Here is a 17793-nt window from a genome sequence, read left to right as displayed (position 1 = left end):
AAAGTCTTTGATCAAGCCGGCAGACCATAGATGATCCACGAACTGCCGCGCCACCCTCCGCCCGCAAACCCGGACCTACCGGCCGAGAGCACCAGTCACGGCGCGGCGGTCGTGCCCCGGATGACCAGATGCGTCGGGATCGTCACGTGCGCGTCGGCGACCGAGCCGCCGCCCAGCAGCGCGAGCGCCATCCGGGCGGCGTGGACGCCCTGGAGCTCCACCGGTTGGCGCACCGTGGTCAGGTCGGACAGCTCCGCCAGCGGATGGTCGTCGATCCCCACGAGCGACAGTTGCCGGGGCACCGCGATGCCGGCCCGGCGCAGGCTCCGCAGGGCGCCGATGGCCACCTCGTCGGAGAACGCGAAGACCGCCGTCGGTGGCCGGTCGGCGCTCAGCAGCCGGTCCATGCCCTCGGCGCCCATCGTGGCGCTCCACGGCAGCTCGACGACAAGGCCGGCGTCATAGCGAAGGCCGGCATCGTCCAGAGCGGTCCGGTAGCCACGTAACCGGTCGACCGGCGGCGCGTACGGCCGGTCGGGCGGCACCGCAGAATTGATCATCGCGATCCGCTCGTGTCCCGCCAGCGTCAGGTGGGTGACCGCCTGCCGGGCCGCGGCCACGTCGTCGACGCGCACGTGCGGGTGGTCCGGCAGCGCGCCCCCGGCGATGACCACCGGCACGCCGAGCAGGTCGAGTTGCCGCCGCTCGTAGTCGCTGACCGGGAAGGCGACGACGATGGCCGCGTCGACCTGACGTTTCGCCGGAAGGTCGGCGAAGAACCGGCGGCTCTCGGTGTCGTCGGCGACCTGGTAGACCAGCGCGTCGAAGCCCTCGGGGCGCAGCACCGACAGCACACCGGCGAGCACCGCGGCGTAGAACCACGTCGTGGTCTGCGGCATGACCACCGCGACCCGGCCGGTCCGGCCGCGGCTGAGGCGGGCGGCGTCGGGCGAGACGACATAGGACAGTTCGTCGACCAGCGCCTTGATCCGCATCCGGGTTTCCGCGGAGACCCCGGGCTCGCCGTTGAGCACCCGCGAGACGGTCGCCTTGGAGACGCCGGCCAGCGTGGCGACGTCCGCCATGGTCAGTCGTCGGGTCGCCGGGCCCACGGGGACAGCGTAACCGGTTCCAGATCGATTGGATCGATGTGGCTGGTTGTCTTGACTTCGGCGCGCCAGGGCGCGGAGACTCGCCAACGTAACCGGTTACGTCGATGTCTCCGCACCCGCCCGCACCAGCAGGAACGGATGGACGCCCATGAGACGCGCCAGCGCACGAGCGGCCGCGGCCGCCGGGCTCGCACTAGTGATGACGCTCGTCGCGCCCGGTGTCGCGCCGGCGGCCGGGCGGGCCGGGGCGGCGGCCACGAAGGTGTCCTCGCCGGACGGCCGGTTGACGGTCGCCGTCTCCGCGGACGGCGGTCAGCTGCGATATGCGGTGCGGCGGGACAACCGTACGCTGGTGCTCCCCTCGGCCCTTGGCCTGCGGTTGACCGACGGCTCGACGCTGGGCGCCGGCGTCACGATCTCCCGGTCGGCGACCCGGGCCCGCGACACCACCTGGCGGCCGGTCTGGGGCGCCGACGCCGTGGTCCGCGACCGGCACCGCGAGCTGACGGTCAGGTTGCGGCAGGCCGACGGGCGCGTGTTCGACCTGGTCGTCCGCGCCTACGACGACGGTGTGGCGATCCGCTACTCGGTGCCGCGCCAGGACGCGCTGTCCAGTCTGGACATTGTGGACGAGGCGACCGAGTTCGCGCTGGCGGGCGATCCGACTGCCTGGTGGACACCCAGAAGCCTGGCGTACGACGGCGACGAGCAGCTGTGGCAGGAGACGGCCTACAGCGCCATGGGTGACACGATGACGCCGGCCACGTTCCGGTGGGCCGACGGCACGCACCTGTCGATCCACGAGGCGGACCTGGTCGACTACGCGGCGATGACGCTGGTACGCGAGTCGGGGCGCCTGCGTGCGGCATTGACACCGACTCCCGACCGGGCGGCGGCGGTCGTGACGACCACCGGTCGGGCGACACCGTGGCGGGCGTTGACCATCACCAAGGACGCCGCGGGGCTCGTCGACTCGCACCTGCTGGAGAACCTCAACCCGCCGTGCGCCATCTGCGACCAGGACACGTCGTGGATGAAGCCGACGAAGTACGTGGGGATCTGGTGGGCGTTGCAGCACCAGCAGTACACGTGGGAAGAGGGCCCGCGGCACGGCGCCACTACCGAGCGGGCCAAGAGCTACATCGACTTCGCGGCCGCGAACGGCATCGGCGGGTTGCTGGCCGAGGGGTGGAACAAGGGTTGGGAAGGTTCCTGGGCGGATCAGGACTTCACCACTCCCGCGGACGACTTCGACCTCGAGGCGGTCGTCGCCTACGGCAAGAGCAAGGGCGTGGAGTTCGTCGCGCACAACGAGACCGGCGCCGACATCGACAACTACGAGGCGCAGATCGACGAGGCGTTCGCGCTCTATGAGCGGCTCGGCATCCATTACCTGAAGACCGGCTACGTGGGGCAGATTCCCGGGCAGTACGCGTACTCCCAGCGCTCGGTCAATCATTTCCGGCTCGTGCTGGAGAAGGCGGCGGCGCACAAGATCAACGTGCTGTGCCACGAGTGCGTGCACGCGACGGGCGAGGTGCGCACGTTCCCCAACGCGATCGCCCGGGAGGCCGTGCGGGGGCAGGAGTACGACGCCTTCTCGGCGGGCAATTCGCCGGCGCACACGTTGACGATTCCGTTCACCCGCATGCTGTCGGGGCCGATGGACTACACGCCGGGCATCATGAACATCCTCTGGGACCCGCAGGGCCAGGGCCGGCGGGTGCACACCACGGTGGGCAAGCAGCTTTCGTACTACGTCAACTACTTCTCCGGCGTGCAGATGGCCGCGGATCTGCCGGAGCACTATGCCGGCGCGCCCGGGCTGGCCTTCATCGCGGACGTGCCGGCCCGGTGGGACGAGAGTCGGGTGTTGTCGGCGCGGGTCGCGGATCATCTGGTGACGGCGCGGCGGTCCGGGTCCCGGTGGTACGTGGGTGCGATGACCGGTGAGCGTGCCCAAGCCTTGCGCTATCGGCTGGACTTCCTGGGGCGGGGTTTCTGGGTCGCCGAGTCATTGGGGGACGCGGCGGCGACCGACTACGAGACCGACCCGACACCGCTCGCGGTCAACCGGTCGCTGGTGACGCGGCACGACACGTTCGTCGCGGCGCTCGAGAAGAGCGGTGGCCAGGCGGTGCGGTTCCGGCCCGCGACGGCGGCGGATCTGGCCTCGGTGCCCCGCTATGTGGAGCCGCGGCCTCGGGTGACCGCGGTGGCGGCGCCGGCCACGGCCGCGCCCGGTGACATCGTGACGATTCGGGCCACCGTGACCAACCGGGGTTCCGTTCCTGGCGGCAAGGACGTCGTCATGACGGTGGGCGGCACCGACATCCGGCAGACCCGGTATGTCCGCGTCGATCCCCGGTCGTCGGCCACCGTGGTGTTCCAGGCGCGGCTGACCGGTGAGCGGGCGGTGGTCACCGTCGACGGGCTGCGGGCCGTGGTCCGGCTCGAGGAACCCGACGACGCGGTGCCGGCGCCGGCGAACCTGAGGGTCACCGGGTTCGCCGGGGCGTTGGTGGCGCTGTCGTGGGATCCGGTTCCCGGCGCGGCTTACCAGGTGTTCCGGCGGCCGGTGGACGGTGTCTATGGTGCGCCGCTGGCGACCGTTCCGTCGCCGTCCTATGTGGATACGGATGTGGCCGTCGACAACACCTATGCCTACGTGGTCAGGGCGGTGGTGGGCGGGCGTACGTCCATCCCGTCGAACGAGGTCGTGCAGCAGACGATTCCGCAGCCCGTGCGGGTGACGTGGCGGGTGCGCGTGCCGGCCAACACGCCCGCCGGGGACACGGTTCACCTGCCTGGGGCGCTGCCGGAGATGGGGCCATGGGATCCGGGGAAGGTGGCCATGACGGAGGTCGAGCCCGGCATCTGGGAGGCCACGCTGTCGGTGCTCGAGGGTACGGTCGTCCAGTACAAGTACACCCGCGGCTCGTGGGAGACCGTCGAGCGCTGGGGCCAGATCACCGGCACCACCAACCGCTCGGTGGCGGTCACCTATGGCACCACCGGGACGCAGGTGGTCGACGACACCTCGCTGGACCCGGCGACACCGGACATCCACGAGGCCGTACGGGCCTGGATCGACCTCCCCACCTGATCCGTCACGTCTCGACGGGCGCGCCGGTGTCGGAGTCGGTCACGGCGATCGCCTCCATGGGGCACGAGACGGCCGCGTCGAGAATTGCTTCGTCAGGGGCGGTCGGCGTGGCGAGTGGTCGGGATCGGCCGTCGGGTCCGAGCGTGAAGTGCCGTGGCGCGGTGCCGGCACACACGCCGGACCCGATGCACTCGGGCGACACCTCGACGTTCCACATGGGACTCACCACGTCACGGGGAGGCTCTGCAGGCTCCGGACGATCATCCCGGTCTTGAACCGCAGTTGGTCGTCGGGCACCGCGATGTGCAGCCCCGGTAGGTGGCGCAGCAGGCCGCGCAGCGCCTCCTGCAGCTCCATGCGCGCCAGCTGAGCGCCCAGGCAGTGGTGCGCGCCCGCGCCGAAGCCGAGGTGCGACGAGATCTCGCGGGTCAGGTCGAGCCGGTCGGCGTCGGCGAAGACGGACTCGTCGCGGTTGGCCGCCGCCATGGACATAACCACCACCGAGCCGGCCGGGATCGTGACGCCGCTGAGCTCCACGGCCTCGGTGGTCACCCGCGGCAGGCCGGCGCCCTCGCCGAGCTGGACGAAGCGCATGAGCTCCTCGACGGCCTGCGGGACGAGTTCGGGTGACTTGGCGAGCCGTTCGTATTCCTCCGGGAAGTGCAGCAGCGTCAACAGGAACATGTTGATCTGGTTGGCGGTGGTCTCGTGGCCGGCGATGAGCAGGCCGAAGCACAGGTTGACCAGCTCCTGCTCGGACAGCCGGTCCTGGTTGTCGCGCGCCGCGATCAGGGCGGTCATGAGGTCGTTGGCCGGCGCGGCCCGCTTGTCGGCGATCAGCTTGCCGAAGTAGGCGCCCAGGTTGCCCATCGCCGCCCGGATCTCGGCCGGATCACCGCCGGCGTCCGACATGATCGTGTCGGACCAGGCGTGGAAGATGTGCTGGTCCTCGGGCGGCACGCCGAGCAGCTCGCAGATGACCCGCACCGGCAGCGGCAACGAGAAGTGCTCGACGAGGTCGACCGGCCGCGGCCGCGCGGCCACGCCTTGCAACAGCTCGTCGACGAGCGCCGTGACCCGCGGCCGCAGCTCCTCGACCCGGCGCGCGGTGAACGCGCCGGCCACGAGGCGCCGCAGTCGCGTGTGCTCAGGCGGGTCCATGCCGAGGATCGAGTCGGTGGCCACGAGCGCGATCCCGGTGTCGGACCCACCCGACCCGGCCGCGGCGGCCCGGCTGAACCGCGGGTCGATCAGCACCTGGCGCACGTCCGCGTACCTGGTGACCAGCCAGCCTTTCGATCCGTCCGGAAAGGCGACCTCGGCGACAGGCCGCTCGGCGCGCAGCTCGGCAAGCCGCGGAGTCGGATGGTAGATGCTCGGCGCCGGCGGCAACGGAAGCACCAACGTGTCGTCGTGCTGGGTCATCTCAACCTCCCCGATGGCTGGACGACACCAATCTAGACGAAGACAAACATCAATACGAGGGGTACGCGATGATCGAGTGCTCCGGCCTGACACGCGCCCCGTGCAATGATCATGCGGTGGCTGGCGAAGGGGCGGTCAGACCGACGCGGCAAGGGCGGCAGGTGGGCCTGCAGTTTCATGCGGCCGGCCCGGAAGCGGTCGCCATGGTCGCGGGCTGGGCCGCGGAGCTCGGCCTGGAGGCCGTGCTGGGGCGGCTGTTCGACGACCGTCTCGTCCCGGCCCGACACGGCGACTTCGAGCCCGCGCTGGCGGCGCTGCCTAACCCCGACTTCGTGCTGCTCAACCGCCGGCCGTTGCAGACTGGTCCCGGAATGAACCTCTCTCGGCTCGCACTGGCCAACCCCGGCTCGCTGATTCTGCTGCTCGGTCGACTTGCCGACGAAGGTCTGCGGGAGTCCTCATTGGGCGCCGTAGCCGACGACCCCGCCGATTTCGCGCTGTGGCGCCGACTGATTTCCAGGGCGCGACGGTCGATGCGACGAGGCGCTGTCGTCACGAACCCCGTGACTCAGGCGTCGATGGTCCTTCCGAGCCACCGATACACAGACGAGGCGCTGCGGCTGCAGTCAGCCGGCGTCATCATGCTCGCCGTCGGCGGTTGGAACACCTATCGGCTCTTGTCAGTCGCCGAGGCGCCGTACGACACAGTTCCTAAGGTCGATCTCGATGAGGTCCGGGAAGCGTAGGGCCGCCCAGAACTCGGCTGGATCGGGCTGGAGGCGGTATCTGCTGGCCAGCCAGGTGGTCATGGCCATGCCGTGCGTGCCGACCACCAGCGTTCTGCCCTTCTGCGCCGCGGCGGCCGCATGGCGTACAACGGCTTGGTCGAAGCGGCGGACGACCTGGTCATGTGGTTCCCACCCGGCCGGGCTAGCGCCCTCCACATAGGAGCGAGCGACAGCGCGGTACTGGTCCGACCAGGTCTGCGGGCGGCGCACCTCGACCAGCGCGGGGTCGGTAGTGACGTCGGCGCGTCCGGCGAGCTCCTGCACGGTCTGCACGGCTTTGGGTTCGCTGCTGGCCACGTGATAGGCCGGGCCGGGCACCAGCGGTTGGAGGGCGCGGGCGGCGGCCCGGCCGGACGGGCCGAGATGCCACTGCTCGGCCGCCACCGCAGGGTCCACCTCCGGCATCGCGTGGCGGACCAGCAGCAGCCGGTCTCCTTCGATGGCCGTCATCCGATCACCTCCGGGCACGGTATCCTGTTGGTCAGCATCAGTCGATCGTCGATGGTTCGCGTGCGCCGAGAAGCACGTCTCTCATGATTCTTGAAGGTTGGAGCGCGTTCGCTCCCGCGTGGTGACGCCCGCGATCCGGGTCCGGACCCCGAAGGAGATCCGGTCGGCGCGGCGTCCTCGACGGCACCGTTGCTGGGGACATCTCGTCGCGGCGCCGCTGTGGCCGATGCACGGGGCCAACCTGGGCACGCTGCTGCGTACCTGCGATGCCGTCGGCGCATGCCTCGCGGTGCCGCCCTTCGGCTGGGTGGCCGAGGCACTCGCCCGCGGCAACACGTTGCGGCAGCCCGCCTGCGTGCACCGGGTCGGCAATCCCCTGCGGTGGCTGGCCGACGAACGCCACGCGGGGACGATGATCCTCGGCGTGGAGCTCGCGGACGAGGCGGTCCGGCTCGCCGACCTGTCCCCCGCGCGACGCCGTACCGTCATGGTCCTCGGGCATGAAGCCACCGGCATCCCGCCGGAGGCCCTGGACCTGCTCGACGGCGCGGTCGAGATCCCGATGGTCGGCACCGGGTCGAGCCTCAACGTCGCCGTCGCCGGATCGTTGGTGCTGTACCGGCTCGCGGGACTGCTCTAGTCAGGTCGCCGACCGACGGCCACCGTGCGAGGCGACCAACGCGTCCGCGACGAGCGCGGCGTCCGCGTCGGCGACGTCGGCGGGATACTCGGGCAGGAGGTCGTCCCAGACGACCAGCCAGGATCCGTAGAGCTGAGTTTGACCCTCCGGCCGGGCGAAGAACCAGACGTGCAGATGAGCGGCGCCGTCACCGATGCGATAGACGTGGGCGCGGGAGATGTGCGGCAGCGCCTGCATGTGGCGAACGATCCGCGTCGTCAACAGCCCGAGCTCCGCGGCGAGTTCGTCGGGCAGATCCGCCATGTCGTAGTGGTCGCGCGGATAGAGCATCAACACCAACGGCACACCCACGCCTGGTACGCGCGCCAGCCGCCAGTGATCGTTGAACCAGATGCCCTCGTCGCGCTGCTGACAGTTGCGGCACTCCGCCGGGTCCTCGCCGTGGCGGGCCGGCTCGGGCAGGACCGGCGGCCGCAGCGGAGCGACCCGCAATCCGTCCTGTTCGAAGGGGCTGATGTCCCACCCGGTCATACGCGCCAACGGAAGCCGCCGCTCACCGTCGGCAACGGCCGTCGCATGCGCGAAGAACTGCTCCGGATCCAAAGCCATGGCGCGAGACTATCGGTCCCGGTGACGACCGCCGCGATTGCCGCGGATACGGGTGACGAACGAAGATTGACCGATGGGCGCTGTCACGGATCGTGGCGGGCGCCGGCGTGGAACAGGCTGAGGTCGACCCGCGAGCTCGGCGACCGCGTCGCCCTCTGCGCCCTGAGCGAGCAGATGAGCGGCCACGTCCGGCCAATCGCTGCTGAGGATCAGGCCAAGATGCTGCGCGGCGCCCACGACGCGGCGTTCGTCGTCGGTGAACACCCCATGCACGTCCGGGCCTCCCCTGCGGCTGTCCTTCCGGAATGGTAGAAGACGGCGTGCGGACTTTGCGGTGCTGGCAGGTGGCCGAGTTGCCGACGCTCGAGTCGGCGGAGGAGATCGTCGCGGCCACCGGCACGGTCTTCGGACAGTTGGTCGTCCTCGCCGTGGCGCGAGACTCGGCTGCGTCGGTGCACCTGTACGACGGCGACCAGGGATGGCGGCGGGTCCCGTTGGCCGGCGCCGCGGTCGCCTATCCGCTGGTGGATCTGCTGCCCGACGGCGACATCCTGGTGGTCAGCTCGCGCTGCCGCCGTTTCCGTGACGGCACGGCGGAGGACAACGCTCACGTGTTCGACCCTGCGGGGGCACACGTGCGGTCCTTCTGTCTCGGTGACGGCATCGAACACATCGGCGTCGACGCCGCCGGGACGATCTGGGTCGGCTACTTCGACGAGGGCGTCTTCGGCAATCTCGGGTGGGACGACCCGATCGGCGCCGCCGGCCTCGTCCGGTTCGACGGCCACGGTCGGCGGCTGTGGACCTACCAACCGCCGGCGGGCGCCGAGCCCATCGCCGACTGCTACGCCCTCAACGTCGATGCCCGCACCACCTGGGCGTATTACTACACCGGCTTCCCGCTCGTCCAGATCACCGACGGCCGGGCTCGCGCCCACACACCGACTCCGGTGCGCGGCGCCCGACACCTACTGGTGCACCGCGACGAGGTCCTCTTCATCGGGGAGTACGGCGACCCCATGCGCCTAACCTTCAGTCGCCTGACCGACGACACCGTTGCGCCCGCCGTCCTCGTCGACACGGACGATGCCCCGCTGCACGCCTTCCATCCAATCGCGACACACGGCAGCCGCCTGTACCTACACGCTGATCACCGCGTCCTCTGGGCAGACCTGGCGGAAAACGCCGGAAACTCCTGACGCCCGCGCTCACAGGTCGGCGACGGCCGCCGATTCCTGTTGCGACTCGATGTCGGCGAGGCGTTGGCGCAGCGTGTCGGTCATGAGGTTCCAGGCGTCGGACCCCAGCACCAGTCGCCGCGGTGGGTCGGCCGAGTCAGCGGCGGCGATGATGGCCGCGGCCGTCTTCTCCTGGCTGTCGGTCATCTGCTCGACGGAGACCGGCGGTCGGTCAGCCGGGCCGCCCACGTAGGGCTCGCTGACCGGGACCCGCGTGGCGGCGTCGAAGAACCCGGTGCGCACCATGCCCGGCTCGATCAGTGTCGTCGCGATGCCGAACGGCGCCACCTCGGTGGCCAGGGCCTCGTAGAAGCCCTCGATCCCCCACTTGGTCACGTGGTACATCGAGAACGCCGGGAAGGCGATCTGGCCGCCCATGCTCGACATCTGCATCAGCCGGCCGCCGCCCTGCGCCCGCAACGGCGGGATGACGGCCCGGGCCAGTTGGATCGACGCGGTCAGGTTCGTCGCGATCATGTCCTGGATCTGGTCGTCGGTCAGGTCTTCGGCGACGCCGAACACACCGTACCCGGCGTTCGAGACGACCACGTCGATCCGTTGGTGGTCCGCGAAGGCCGCCGACACCACCACCCGCAGCGTCGTGGTGTCGGTGACGTCGAGCGCGCGACGCCAGAGCCGGTCGCCGTGCCGGTCCGCGAGATCGTCGAGCTGCTCGGGCCGCCGCAACGTGGCCGCGACCCGGTCGCCGCGGCCCAGGGCCTGTGAGACCAGCTCGCGGCCCATCCCTCTGGACGCGCCCGTGATCAGCCAGGTCTTCACGATGGGGGGCCTCCCAGCGACTCAGCGGCGGCGTCAGGCCGTCGAACCAATTGTCCGCCGTCTGGGCCGCCGGCATCTCGTGATCGCCGACGATGCGCAGACCGTCGAGCGCTGCTGATCGCCATCCGCGGTGATGCCGGGGTTGGGCGCCGGTGGCTGCCAGCCCATCCCGCCTCGATACCAGATCCGGCGCACATGATCTCGGAAACGGGCGGCGCGGCCATCCGCATCGCCACCCGGGTGACGGATCCGAGCGGAAGGTGAGGTCGACAACGCACGCGTCCCGGCCCGAACCTCGGCTCGGCCGGGGCACCGGGAGAGCCGCCAACGCGTTCTGGAGCCGCGTGTGACCATCAACCCCGGCGAAGGCGTACGCGCTTCGCCGGGGTGCCGCGGGCCCGTCAACGGGTGGCCGGGCGGATGATGATGTCGCCGTGGCGGGTGCGGGCGTGGACGGTGACCTCGTCGCCGCCGCCGGGCTGGTCCGAGACGTAGTCGCTGACCGCCCCGCGGTCGCTCTTGGCGGCGATGTAGGCGGTGGCGCCGGTCGGGATGCCGACCTCGATGTTGCCGGAGGCGTTGGTCAGCTCGGCCTGGCCGCGGGTCAGCCGGCCGATGCGGATGGCGCCGCTGGCGGTCTGGGCCGCGACGTCGGCGTCGGCCTGCTCGATGTCGAGGTCGCCGCTGGCGCTGCGCAGCTCGACGCGGGCCTGGGCGTGACCGATCGACACCTGCCCGCCGGCGTTCTCGATCCGGGCGGCGCCGGTGATCTCGCCGATCCGCAGGGTGTAGGCGCCGCCGTCGACCTGGGCGCCGCCGGCGACGTGGCCGACGGTGACGCTGCCCGAGGACAGGTTGGCGGTGAGCGCGTCGAGGCGGTCGAGCGCGACCCGGCCGGACGCGATGTGCAGGTCCCCGGAGCCGAGCGGCCCGGCGGCGTGGATGTCGGAGTGCGCCAGGTAGGCGGCCAGGTGCGACCCGGCGGGCACGTCGATGGTGATGGCCACGGAGCCGTTCTTGTCGCCGGAGACGGTGGTCTTGACCCGCAGCTGCCCGGCGGCGTAGTCGACGCGGGTCCGCTCGGCGACCTTGACGTCCTTGCGGCTGCTCGGGTCCAAAGGCGCGACGGTGACGGCGGTGTCGGCGCGGTCGGTGGCGTTGACCCGGACCTGGGCGCCGGCGACCTCGACGGTGGCGGTGATCGGCTGCGGAGTGGCGAAGGTAGGCATCTGTGGTTCCTTTCGGTTCGTCGTCTGGGACCACTGTCGGCGGCGGGCCCGCCACCGCTCTGACACGCCACTGACACGCCACCTGACACGCGTGCATAGCGCGCCCGTCGATGGCCGTCTCCCGCGGTACCGCCTGACCTACCGCTCGTCCTCCGGCGGCTCCGTCTCGATGCGCTCCAGCGGCATCGTCCCAGACCTGGCCGACCGTGCCGATCCGGTCAAAGACCGGCTGGCCACGGTTAGGTCGGGCCGCATCGGGCAGGCGGGTGCCGAGGGGGTGCATCGTCATGGGACTTCGCACATTCGGGGTGGCCGCCGCGATCGTGGCCGCGCTCGGCGCCGGGGCGGGGGTCGCGGGGGCGGCCGAGGCGCCGGCCGCCGCGCCGTCGACGCAGGACGTCGCCTATCTGCAGGCCGCGCACCAGTCCAACCTGCTGGAGATCGCCACCGGCACCCAGGCCCAGGAGAAGGGGCGCAGCCAGCAGGTGAAGGACATCGGGGCGCGGTTCGTCGCCGACCACACCCGGCTGGACCAGTCGCTCCAGCAGACCGCGTCATCGCTCGGGGTGCCGCTGGCCCCGGCGGACGCCGCGCGGGAGGCGACCGAACGGCTGGCGAGGGTGCCGGCGTCGCAGTACGACCGGGTGTGGATCCCGCTCCAGCAGGCGGCCCACACGGCGGCGATGCAGAACGGCCAGCGTGAGATCGAGCAGGGCACGGACCCGGCGGTCAAGCAGGACGCCACCGCGGCCGCTCCGGTGCTCGAGCAGCACCACGCGCTGCTCAACCAGGCGGCGAGCCAGGTCTAGCTGCCCTGGGCCTGCACCAGCGTCTCGTACAGGCCCGCGATCCGGAGCTGCTTCTCGACGAACGGCGCGACCTCCTGCACGACGAAGCGGACCTCCTGGTCGCGGGCCGCGTTGAGCCCGGCCACCAGTGCGCCCATGCCGGTCGAGTCGACGAAGGTCACGTGCCGCATGTTGACGACCACCATGGGCGGCCGCTGCCGCCGGATCGTCTGCTCGAGGACGTCGCGCAACGCGTCGTTGACGGCGACGTCCAACTCGCCCCTCAGGTCGAACACGACCGTGCCGTTGTCGAGGAGGCGCCGGCCTACCTGCGCGTTCGCCACTTGATCCTCCCGCCCGTCCGTTGCCATATAGCAAGAACGTCTCAATTGCTACCCGACGGCCGGACGCCCAAACGGGCAGCGGGACATCCAGCGCGGGCACTATCGTTGATTTGTGGCAAATATGTCACCGAACGAGGCTGACCACGGTGCGGCCGAGTTCCTGCGGATCCTGCGCGATCGGCACCTCGACATCCTGTTCCAGCCGATCGTCCACCTGGCCACCGGCAAGACGGTCGGCTGCGAGGCACTGGTCCGCGGCCCCGCCGGCTCGCCGCTGCGGACGGCACCAGAGCTGCTGCGGTACGCGTACCGCAGCGATCGCGTGATCGAATTCGACTGGGCGGCCCGCGCCGCCGCCTGCCAGGCAGCACTGGCGGCACACCTGCCCGAGGACCAACTCCTGTTCCTCAACGTCGAACCCATGGCGCTCGGCACCGACTGCCCGCCTGACCTGTGGCCCGACATCGAGAAGGGCTTCGCGCGGTTCCGGGTGGTGCTGGAGGTGACCGAGCGGTCCCTGGACCGCGACCCGCGCTCGCTGCTGGAGGGCATCGACCGCCAGCGCCCCGACGCCGCCGGCCTCGCCATCGACGACCTGGGCGCCAGCCCCGCGGCGCTGTCGATGCTGCCGGTCCTCGGGGCCGACGTCATCAAGCTCGACCACTGGGTCATCCAGGGCGGACCCACGCCACAGACGATGCACATCATGGACATGGCGTACGAGGAGGCCGAGCGCACCGGCGCGACGATCCTGGCCGAGGGCGTCGAGACGGCCGCCGACTCGGCGTTCGCCCGCTCCGCCGGCGCGGTCCTCGGCCAGGGCCGCCACCTCGGACCCCCGGCGCCACTGCCCGCCACCGGCGCGGTCGCCGGGCTGGCCTTCGACATCAGGTCGGCGCCGATCGCCGACCTCGCCACGCCGTTCGACGCGCTCGCGGACCGGGCGACGAGCCGCGCGAACCTCACCTACCTCACGGCGCTGAGCCGGCACCTCGCCGACGAGGCGGCGGACCTGACCGCCCCGGCGCTGTCGCTCCTGCTGGTGCCGGACCCGCGCCTGCTGACCGCCGCGGACCGGGCCCGCCTGTCCCGCGCCGCCGAGCGCGGCGTCGTCACCGGCGCGCTCGGACCCGGCCTGCCGGACCCGCCGGCGCCTGGCGTCCGCGGCTCCCGCGTCCACGACGCCACACTCGACGGCCACTGGGCCATCGTGACGCTGAGCCCGGGCACGGCGTCGGCGCTGCTCGCGCGCACGATCCCCGACGGCGCCAACGAGTTCGAATTCGGCGTCGCCCACGACCGCCGCCGCGTGGTCGCCGCGGCCCGATCCCTCCTCCGCCGCCTCGGCACCGGCTGACGGCCGGCCCTAAAGGGCCGCGATGGCTTCGTCCAGCCAGGCCGCGTACGCCGCGGACGACCAACCGGACCGCAGCACCAGTTGCTCGTAACCCTCCGGTGAGAGCACGAAGGACAGCACGTCGGCGGCGCGGGCCGGGTCGGTGATCGGCGCGCCCCGGGAGACCAGGCCGGCGACCGCGGCCGTGACGTCGTTGCGGCGCCGGCCGTACATGTCGTCGAGGGTCGCTCGCACCGCCGGGTCGCTGTCGGCGGCCGAGACGTAGGCGCGCCACAGCCCCGCCGTGCGCTCGTTGGCCGCCACCACGAACCCGATGATGCCGGCCCGCATCGTGGCCAGGTCGGGCGTCGCGAGGATCTGCCGGCCGACCTCGCGCTCGGCGATCTGGTGTGACCCCTCGTCGCCTGTGAAGGCCCGCTCGAACGACGCCACCAGCAGCGCCCGCTTGGGTCCGTTGGCCTGGACCGTCTCCACCGACACGCCGGCCTGCTCCGCGATGGCGGCCAGGGTCGTGCGCCCGTAGCCGTCGGCCGCGAACCGGGTCGCGGCCGCGTCCAGGATCCGGTCGCGGGTCTCGGCGGCCTGCCGGCTGCGCAGGGGTGAACGGTAGGCGCGCGGCTGTCGGGTTTCGGCGTTCAATTGATTGCGGCCCGACCGTAGTGAATCCTTCGAGACATAACCGAATCGTATCGGAGGAGAACGTCGATGTCCTCGGTCCTGCTCTGCAGCAGCCCCGTGCACGGGCACGTGGCCCCACTGCTCAGTGTGGCGAGCCACCTCGCCGCCACCGGGCACCGCGTGCGGTTCCTGACCGGCGCCCGCTACCGCGCCGCCGTCGAGCGCACCGGCGCCGAGTTCCTGCCGCTGCCGGCGGGCGCCGACTTCGACGACTCCGCCCTCGACCGGGAGTTCCCGGACCGCATGGACCACAAGGGCCTCGACCAGCTGCGGTACGACCTGCGGGAGGTCTTCCTCCGCCCCCTGCCCGACCAGGTCACGGCGATCGACGCGGCGCTGGCGGCCGAGCCGACCGACGCGGTGCTGGCGGAGATGCTGTTCATCGGCGCCGCCGCCCTCGCGCTGCGCCCCCGGTCGAGCCGGCCGATGCTGGTCAGCCTCGGCATCGTCCCGCTGAGCCTCAAGAGCCGGCACGCCGCACCGTTCGGGCTGGGCCTGCACCCGATGCCAGGGCCGATCGGCCGCCTGCGCAACGGATTCCTCAACGTCGCCCTGGAGAAGGTCGTCTTCGGAAGCGTCCAACGGTACGCGCAGCGCGTGCACCGCACGGCGACCGGCCGGGCCCTGCCGGGGTTCGTCCTCGACTGGCCATCGTGGACGGACGCGATCGTCCAGTTCACCGTGCGCGGCTTCGAATATCCGCGGCCCGACCGTGACCGGCTCGTGCACTTCGTCGGGCCGGTCAGCCGGGGCGGCGCCGGCGACGAGACGCTGCCCGAGTGGTGGGGCGAGCTGTCCGCCGGCCGTCCGGTCGTGCACGTCACCCAGGGCACGGTCGCCAACCAGGACTACTCGGCGCTGATCCGCCCGACGATGGCGGCGCTCGCCGGCGACGACGTGCTCGTGGTGGTCAGCACGGGCGGCCGACCGGTGGAGTCGCTCGAAGGCCCGCTGCCGCCCAACGTGCGGGTCGCCTCCTACCTGCCGTACGACCTGCTTCTGCCCCTGACCGACGTGATGGTCACCAACGGCGGCTACGGCGGGGTGCAGTTCGCGCTCCGGCACGGCGTCCCGGTGGTCGTCGCCGGCACCTCGGAGGACAAGATCGAGGTCAGCGCGCGGGTGGCCTGGTCGGGCGTCGGCGTCAACCTCAAGACCGACACACCCACGGCGGACGCGGTGGGCACGGCGGTCCGCGAGGTCCTGGCCCGGCCCGACTACCGCAAGGCGGCGGAGCGGATCGGCGCCGAGATCCTCGCGGCGCCGGGCCCGGCCGGCCTGGCGGCGCTCATCGCGCGCTGACCAGGCCGGCCGACCCGGCACACCGGCGGGCCTGGCGGCGCTCCTCGCGAGCGGCCGGTCCGGCCGGTCCGTCACACCGGCGGCAGGTCGAACTCGTCGTTCGGTTGGCGGATCAGTCGCCAGGCCGCCCAGGCGAAGCCGGCCGCCGTCAGGCCCCAGCCGATCAGGTCGATCCAGCGGATGCCCGTCAGCACCGACGTCAGGTGGATCGGCTGCGACAACGTGAAGCCGATCGCCAGCCAGGTCGGCGCGAGCCGCGACCGCCACAGCGCCGCGCCGACCAGCACGGTGCCCAGCAGGTGGCCGGCCACGAACACCAGCACCAGCAGGTTCGGCTGCGGGCTGGCCTCCATCCCCGACGTGAGCTGGAAGGCGACCTCGCGGTCCAGGCCGGGCCGCGTGCCGACCAGGTAGGCGACGACGTCGCCGTACGAGCCGCCGGCGAACAGGGCCGTGTAGCCCGGCACCGCGAGGAACAGGCCGATCGTGGTGAGCAGCGGCGTGCGGCGGCGGGTGTGCCAGGCGACCGCGAGGATGCCCGCGAACCCGGTGAGCACCACGACGGTCCCGACCGCCAGCGCCGTCCGCTGGTAGGTGGTGGCGGCGACCAGCGCGTCGAAGATCTCCCGGGGTGAGTCGTCGCCGTCGTAGGGCAGGAACCAGCAAAACACCGTGACGAACACGGCGAGCGGGACGGCGGCGAGCGCCAGGAGCCAACGCCAGGCGGTACGGGCGTCGCGTGCCACCGGTCCGGCCGGCGCGGCGGCCGGCAGGTCGAAGTCCTCGTCCCGGGTGCGCACGAGCGCGACCGACGCGCCCGCGTACCCGATGGCGGTCATCGCCCAGGCGATCGCCGGACCCACGTTGCCGCCGGGTGCGAGCAGGTGGGCCGGCCCCGACAACGCCAGGACGGCGGCGAGCCAGGCCGGCACGACCCGGGCCCGCCAGAGCGCCAGGCCCAGCAGAACGAAACCGACCGTCTGTCCAATCAGGAAGATCAGCGCGAGGATGCCGACGCTGGGGAACGACCAGACCGCGTCGTCGATCGTCGCGACCGCGGTCGGGTCGAGCCCCTTGTCGGCCGCCACGACGCCGGCCAGGTCGCTGTCGGGCAGGCTGGCCGAGAACGCGAGCAGCAGCAGGATGCCGGCGGCCAGCGTGAGCCTCGGCGCGCCCCGACGGGCGGTCCACAGCACGGCCATGGTCGCCGGCACGATGGCGAGGCTGAAGAACAGCGACAGCCACAGGGCGAGTTGGGCCCGCCCGGGTTGGGCGGCCGCGTCGGCGACCATCCGGGCGAAGTTGCCGCCGAGCGGCCACGGCGCGGCGATGTTCTCGAGCGCGAGAGCGAGCAGCGGCAGGGGTGCCAGGACCGCGAGCGTCCAGCGCCAGAAGCGGCGGAGGTCGCGCGTACGGGTGGCGGGTGTGGTGATCGTGGGTGCGACGGTCGTGGCCATGTCAGGCGACCCCCGCCCGGACCGGCTGGCGCAGGGCCGGCGCGACCAGCGCGACCGCGATCAGCGTGACGACGACGCCGACGGCCGCGAAGCCGACCAGCGGGCCCGGCACGTCGTCGACGAAGAACGCGGGGACGGCGGTCAGGGCCGACAGCAGCCGGGTGACCACGACGGTGACGATGCCCGCGCGGCTGCCCCGCCAGCCGAACCAGACGCCGGCCAGCGTCAGCAGGCCGAGCACGGTGCCGGCCGCGACGATCACGAAGGGTGGGCCGTCGCCCGTGTCGGTGAGCAACCCGACGGCGTCGGTGGCGCCGAGCAGACCGGCGAGGACGAGGCCGACGGTGATGCCGGTGGTGCGTCGCATGACTCCTCCTGTGGTGGTGGTGTCCCAGAAGCGTCGGTCGCGGGCGGGCTCCGGCGGATCGGCACGGGTACGGGACACAACTCCGTGCTGGCACGGGTATGCCGACGGCGGTCGGGCACCTAC

General features: G+C 71.8%; 19 protein-coding genes. 8 read left to right on the top strand and 11 right to left on the bottom strand.

Features of this window, described 5'->3' with window-relative positions:
* Positions 1–95: 95 nt before the first annotated feature.
* Positions 96–1112, bottom strand: coding sequence for a LacI family DNA-binding transcriptional regulator (locus tag O7635_RS15500; RefSeq protein ID WP_278081130.1), 1017 nt, complete (start codon positions 1110–1112; stop codon positions 96–98).
* Positions 1113–1260: 148 nt separating this feature from the next.
* Between O7635_RS15500 and O7635_RS15495 the strand changes: the two genes are divergently transcribed.
* Positions 1261–4218 carry a glycoside hydrolase family 97 catalytic domain-containing protein gene (locus tag O7635_RS15495; protein WP_278081129.1) on the top strand — a complete coding sequence of 986 codons (2958 nt, stop codon included), beginning with the start codon at positions 1261–1263 and terminating at the stop codon, positions 4216–4218.
* A 4-nt stretch (positions 4219–4222) separates the two neighbouring features.
* On the opposite strand, the gene O7635_RS15490 is transcribed toward O7635_RS15495, so the two are convergent.
* The gene (locus O7635_RS15490; RefSeq protein ID WP_278081128.1) at positions 4223–4435 is read right to left on the bottom strand and encodes a ferredoxin; all 213 of its coding nucleotides are present in this window, start codon (positions 4433–4435) and stop codon (positions 4223–4225) included.
* A 5-nt stretch (positions 4436–4440) separates the two neighbouring features.
* The gene (locus O7635_RS15485; protein WP_278081127.1) at positions 4441–5643 is read right to left on the bottom strand and encodes a cytochrome P450; all 1203 of its coding nucleotides are present in this window, start codon (positions 5641–5643) and stop codon (positions 4441–4443) included.
* A gap of 68 nt (positions 5644–5711) precedes the next feature.
* Here O7635_RS15485 and O7635_RS15480 point away from each other — a divergent pair, with 68 nt between their 5' ends.
* Positions 5712–6389 carry a hypothetical protein gene (locus O7635_RS15480; protein ID WP_278081126.1) on the top strand — a complete coding sequence of 226 codons (678 nt, stop codon included), beginning with the start codon at positions 5712–5714 and terminating at the stop codon, positions 6387–6389.
* Here the strand turns inward: O7635_RS15480 and O7635_RS15475 are convergent.
* Entirely contained in the window at positions 6324–6881 is a 558-nt protein-coding gene (locus tag O7635_RS15475; RefSeq protein ID WP_278081125.1) for a histidine phosphatase family protein, read from the bottom strand. The two genes, O7635_RS15480 and O7635_RS15475, sit on opposite strands and share 66 nt — an antisense overlap.
* 97 nt (positions 6882–6978) lie before the next feature.
* Between O7635_RS15475 and O7635_RS15470 the strand changes: the two genes are divergently transcribed.
* Complete coding sequence (locus O7635_RS15470; protein WP_278081124.1) at positions 6979–7521, top strand: TrmH family RNA methyltransferase; 543 nt, start codon at positions 6979–6981, stop codon at positions 7519–7521.
* Here O7635_RS15470 and O7635_RS15465 read toward each other — a convergent pair whose 3' ends face one another.
* Entirely contained in the window at positions 7522–8130 is a 609-nt protein-coding gene (locus O7635_RS15465) for a hypothetical protein (RefSeq protein ID WP_278081123.1), read from the bottom strand. It abuts the gene before it with no gap.
* A 21-nt stretch (positions 8131–8151) separates the two neighbouring features.
* Between O7635_RS15465 and O7635_RS15460 the strand changes: the two genes are divergently transcribed.
* The gene (locus tag O7635_RS15460) at positions 8152–8442 is read left to right on the top strand and encodes a hypothetical protein (RefSeq protein ID WP_278081122.1); all 291 of its coding nucleotides are present in this window, start codon (positions 8152–8154) and stop codon (positions 8440–8442) included.
* 8 nt (positions 8443–8450) lie between these two features.
* Positions 8451–9329 carry a hypothetical protein gene (locus O7635_RS15455; protein ID WP_278081121.1) on the top strand — a complete coding sequence of 293 codons (879 nt, stop codon included), beginning with the start codon at positions 8451–8453 and terminating at the stop codon, positions 9327–9329.
* 9 nt (positions 9330–9338) lie between these two features.
* On the opposite strand, the gene O7635_RS15450 is transcribed toward O7635_RS15455, so the two are convergent.
* Positions 9339–10148, bottom strand: coding sequence for an SDR family oxidoreductase (locus tag O7635_RS15450; protein ID WP_278081120.1), 810 nt, complete (start codon positions 10146–10148; stop codon positions 9339–9341).
* Between the two features lie 401 nt (positions 10149–10549).
* On the bottom strand, positions 10550–11377 hold the full coding sequence (locus O7635_RS15445; protein WP_278081119.1) for a DUF4097 family beta strand repeat-containing protein: 828 nt from the start codon (positions 11375–11377) through the stop codon (positions 10550–10552).
* A gap of 287 nt (positions 11378–11664) precedes the next feature.
* Between O7635_RS15445 and O7635_RS15440 the strand changes: the two genes are divergently transcribed.
* Entirely contained in the window at positions 11665–12186 is a 522-nt protein-coding gene (locus tag O7635_RS15440; RefSeq protein WP_278081118.1) for a DUF4142 domain-containing protein, read from the top strand.
* On the opposite strand, the gene O7635_RS15435 is transcribed toward O7635_RS15440, so the two are convergent.
* Positions 12183–12509 carry an STAS domain-containing protein gene (locus tag O7635_RS15435; protein ID WP_278081117.1) on the bottom strand — a complete coding sequence of 109 codons (327 nt, stop codon included), beginning with the start codon at positions 12507–12509 and terminating at the stop codon, positions 12183–12185. The two genes, O7635_RS15440 and O7635_RS15435, sit on opposite strands and share 4 nt — an antisense overlap.
* A gap of 121 nt (positions 12510–12630) precedes the next feature.
* Here O7635_RS15435 and O7635_RS15430 point away from each other — a divergent pair, with 121 nt between their 5' ends.
* On the top strand, positions 12631–13866 hold the full coding sequence (locus tag O7635_RS15430; RefSeq protein WP_278081116.1) for an EAL domain-containing protein: 1236 nt from the start codon (positions 12631–12633) through the stop codon (positions 13864–13866).
* Between the two features lie 9 nt (positions 13867–13875).
* Here the strand turns inward: O7635_RS15430 and O7635_RS15425 are convergent, their stop codons facing one another.
* On the bottom strand, positions 13876–14505 hold the full coding sequence (locus O7635_RS15425; RefSeq protein ID WP_278081115.1) for a TetR family transcriptional regulator: 630 nt from the start codon (positions 14503–14505) through the stop codon (positions 13876–13878).
* A 66-nt stretch (positions 14506–14571) separates the two neighbouring features.
* Here O7635_RS15425 and O7635_RS15420 point away from each other — a divergent pair, with 66 nt between their 5' ends.
* On the top strand, positions 14572–15846 hold the full coding sequence (locus O7635_RS15420; RefSeq protein WP_278081114.1) for a nucleotide disphospho-sugar-binding domain-containing protein: 1275 nt from the start codon (positions 14572–14574) through the stop codon (positions 15844–15846).
* Between the two features lie 71 nt (positions 15847–15917).
* Here O7635_RS15420 and O7635_RS15415 read toward each other — a convergent pair whose 3' ends face one another.
* Together O7635_RS15415 and O7635_RS15410 are read right to left on the bottom strand one after the other, a co-directional pair.
* Complete coding sequence (locus tag O7635_RS15415) at positions 15918–17303, bottom strand: hypothetical protein (RefSeq protein ID WP_278081113.1); 1386 nt, start codon at positions 17301–17303, stop codon at positions 15918–15920.
* Between the two features lies 1 nt (position 17304).
* The gene (locus tag O7635_RS15410; protein ID WP_278081112.1) at positions 17305–17670 is read right to left on the bottom strand and encodes a hypothetical protein; all 366 of its coding nucleotides are present in this window, start codon (positions 17668–17670) and stop codon (positions 17305–17307) included.
* Positions 17671–17793: the final 123 nt, after the last annotated feature.

This window comes from Asanoa sp. WMMD1127 (assembly GCF_029626225.1).
In the GTDB taxonomy this organism is placed as follows: domain Bacteria; phylum Actinomycetota; class Actinomycetes; order Mycobacteriales; family Micromonosporaceae; genus Asanoa.
This window is presented reverse-complemented; position numbering and strand designations above follow the sequence as displayed.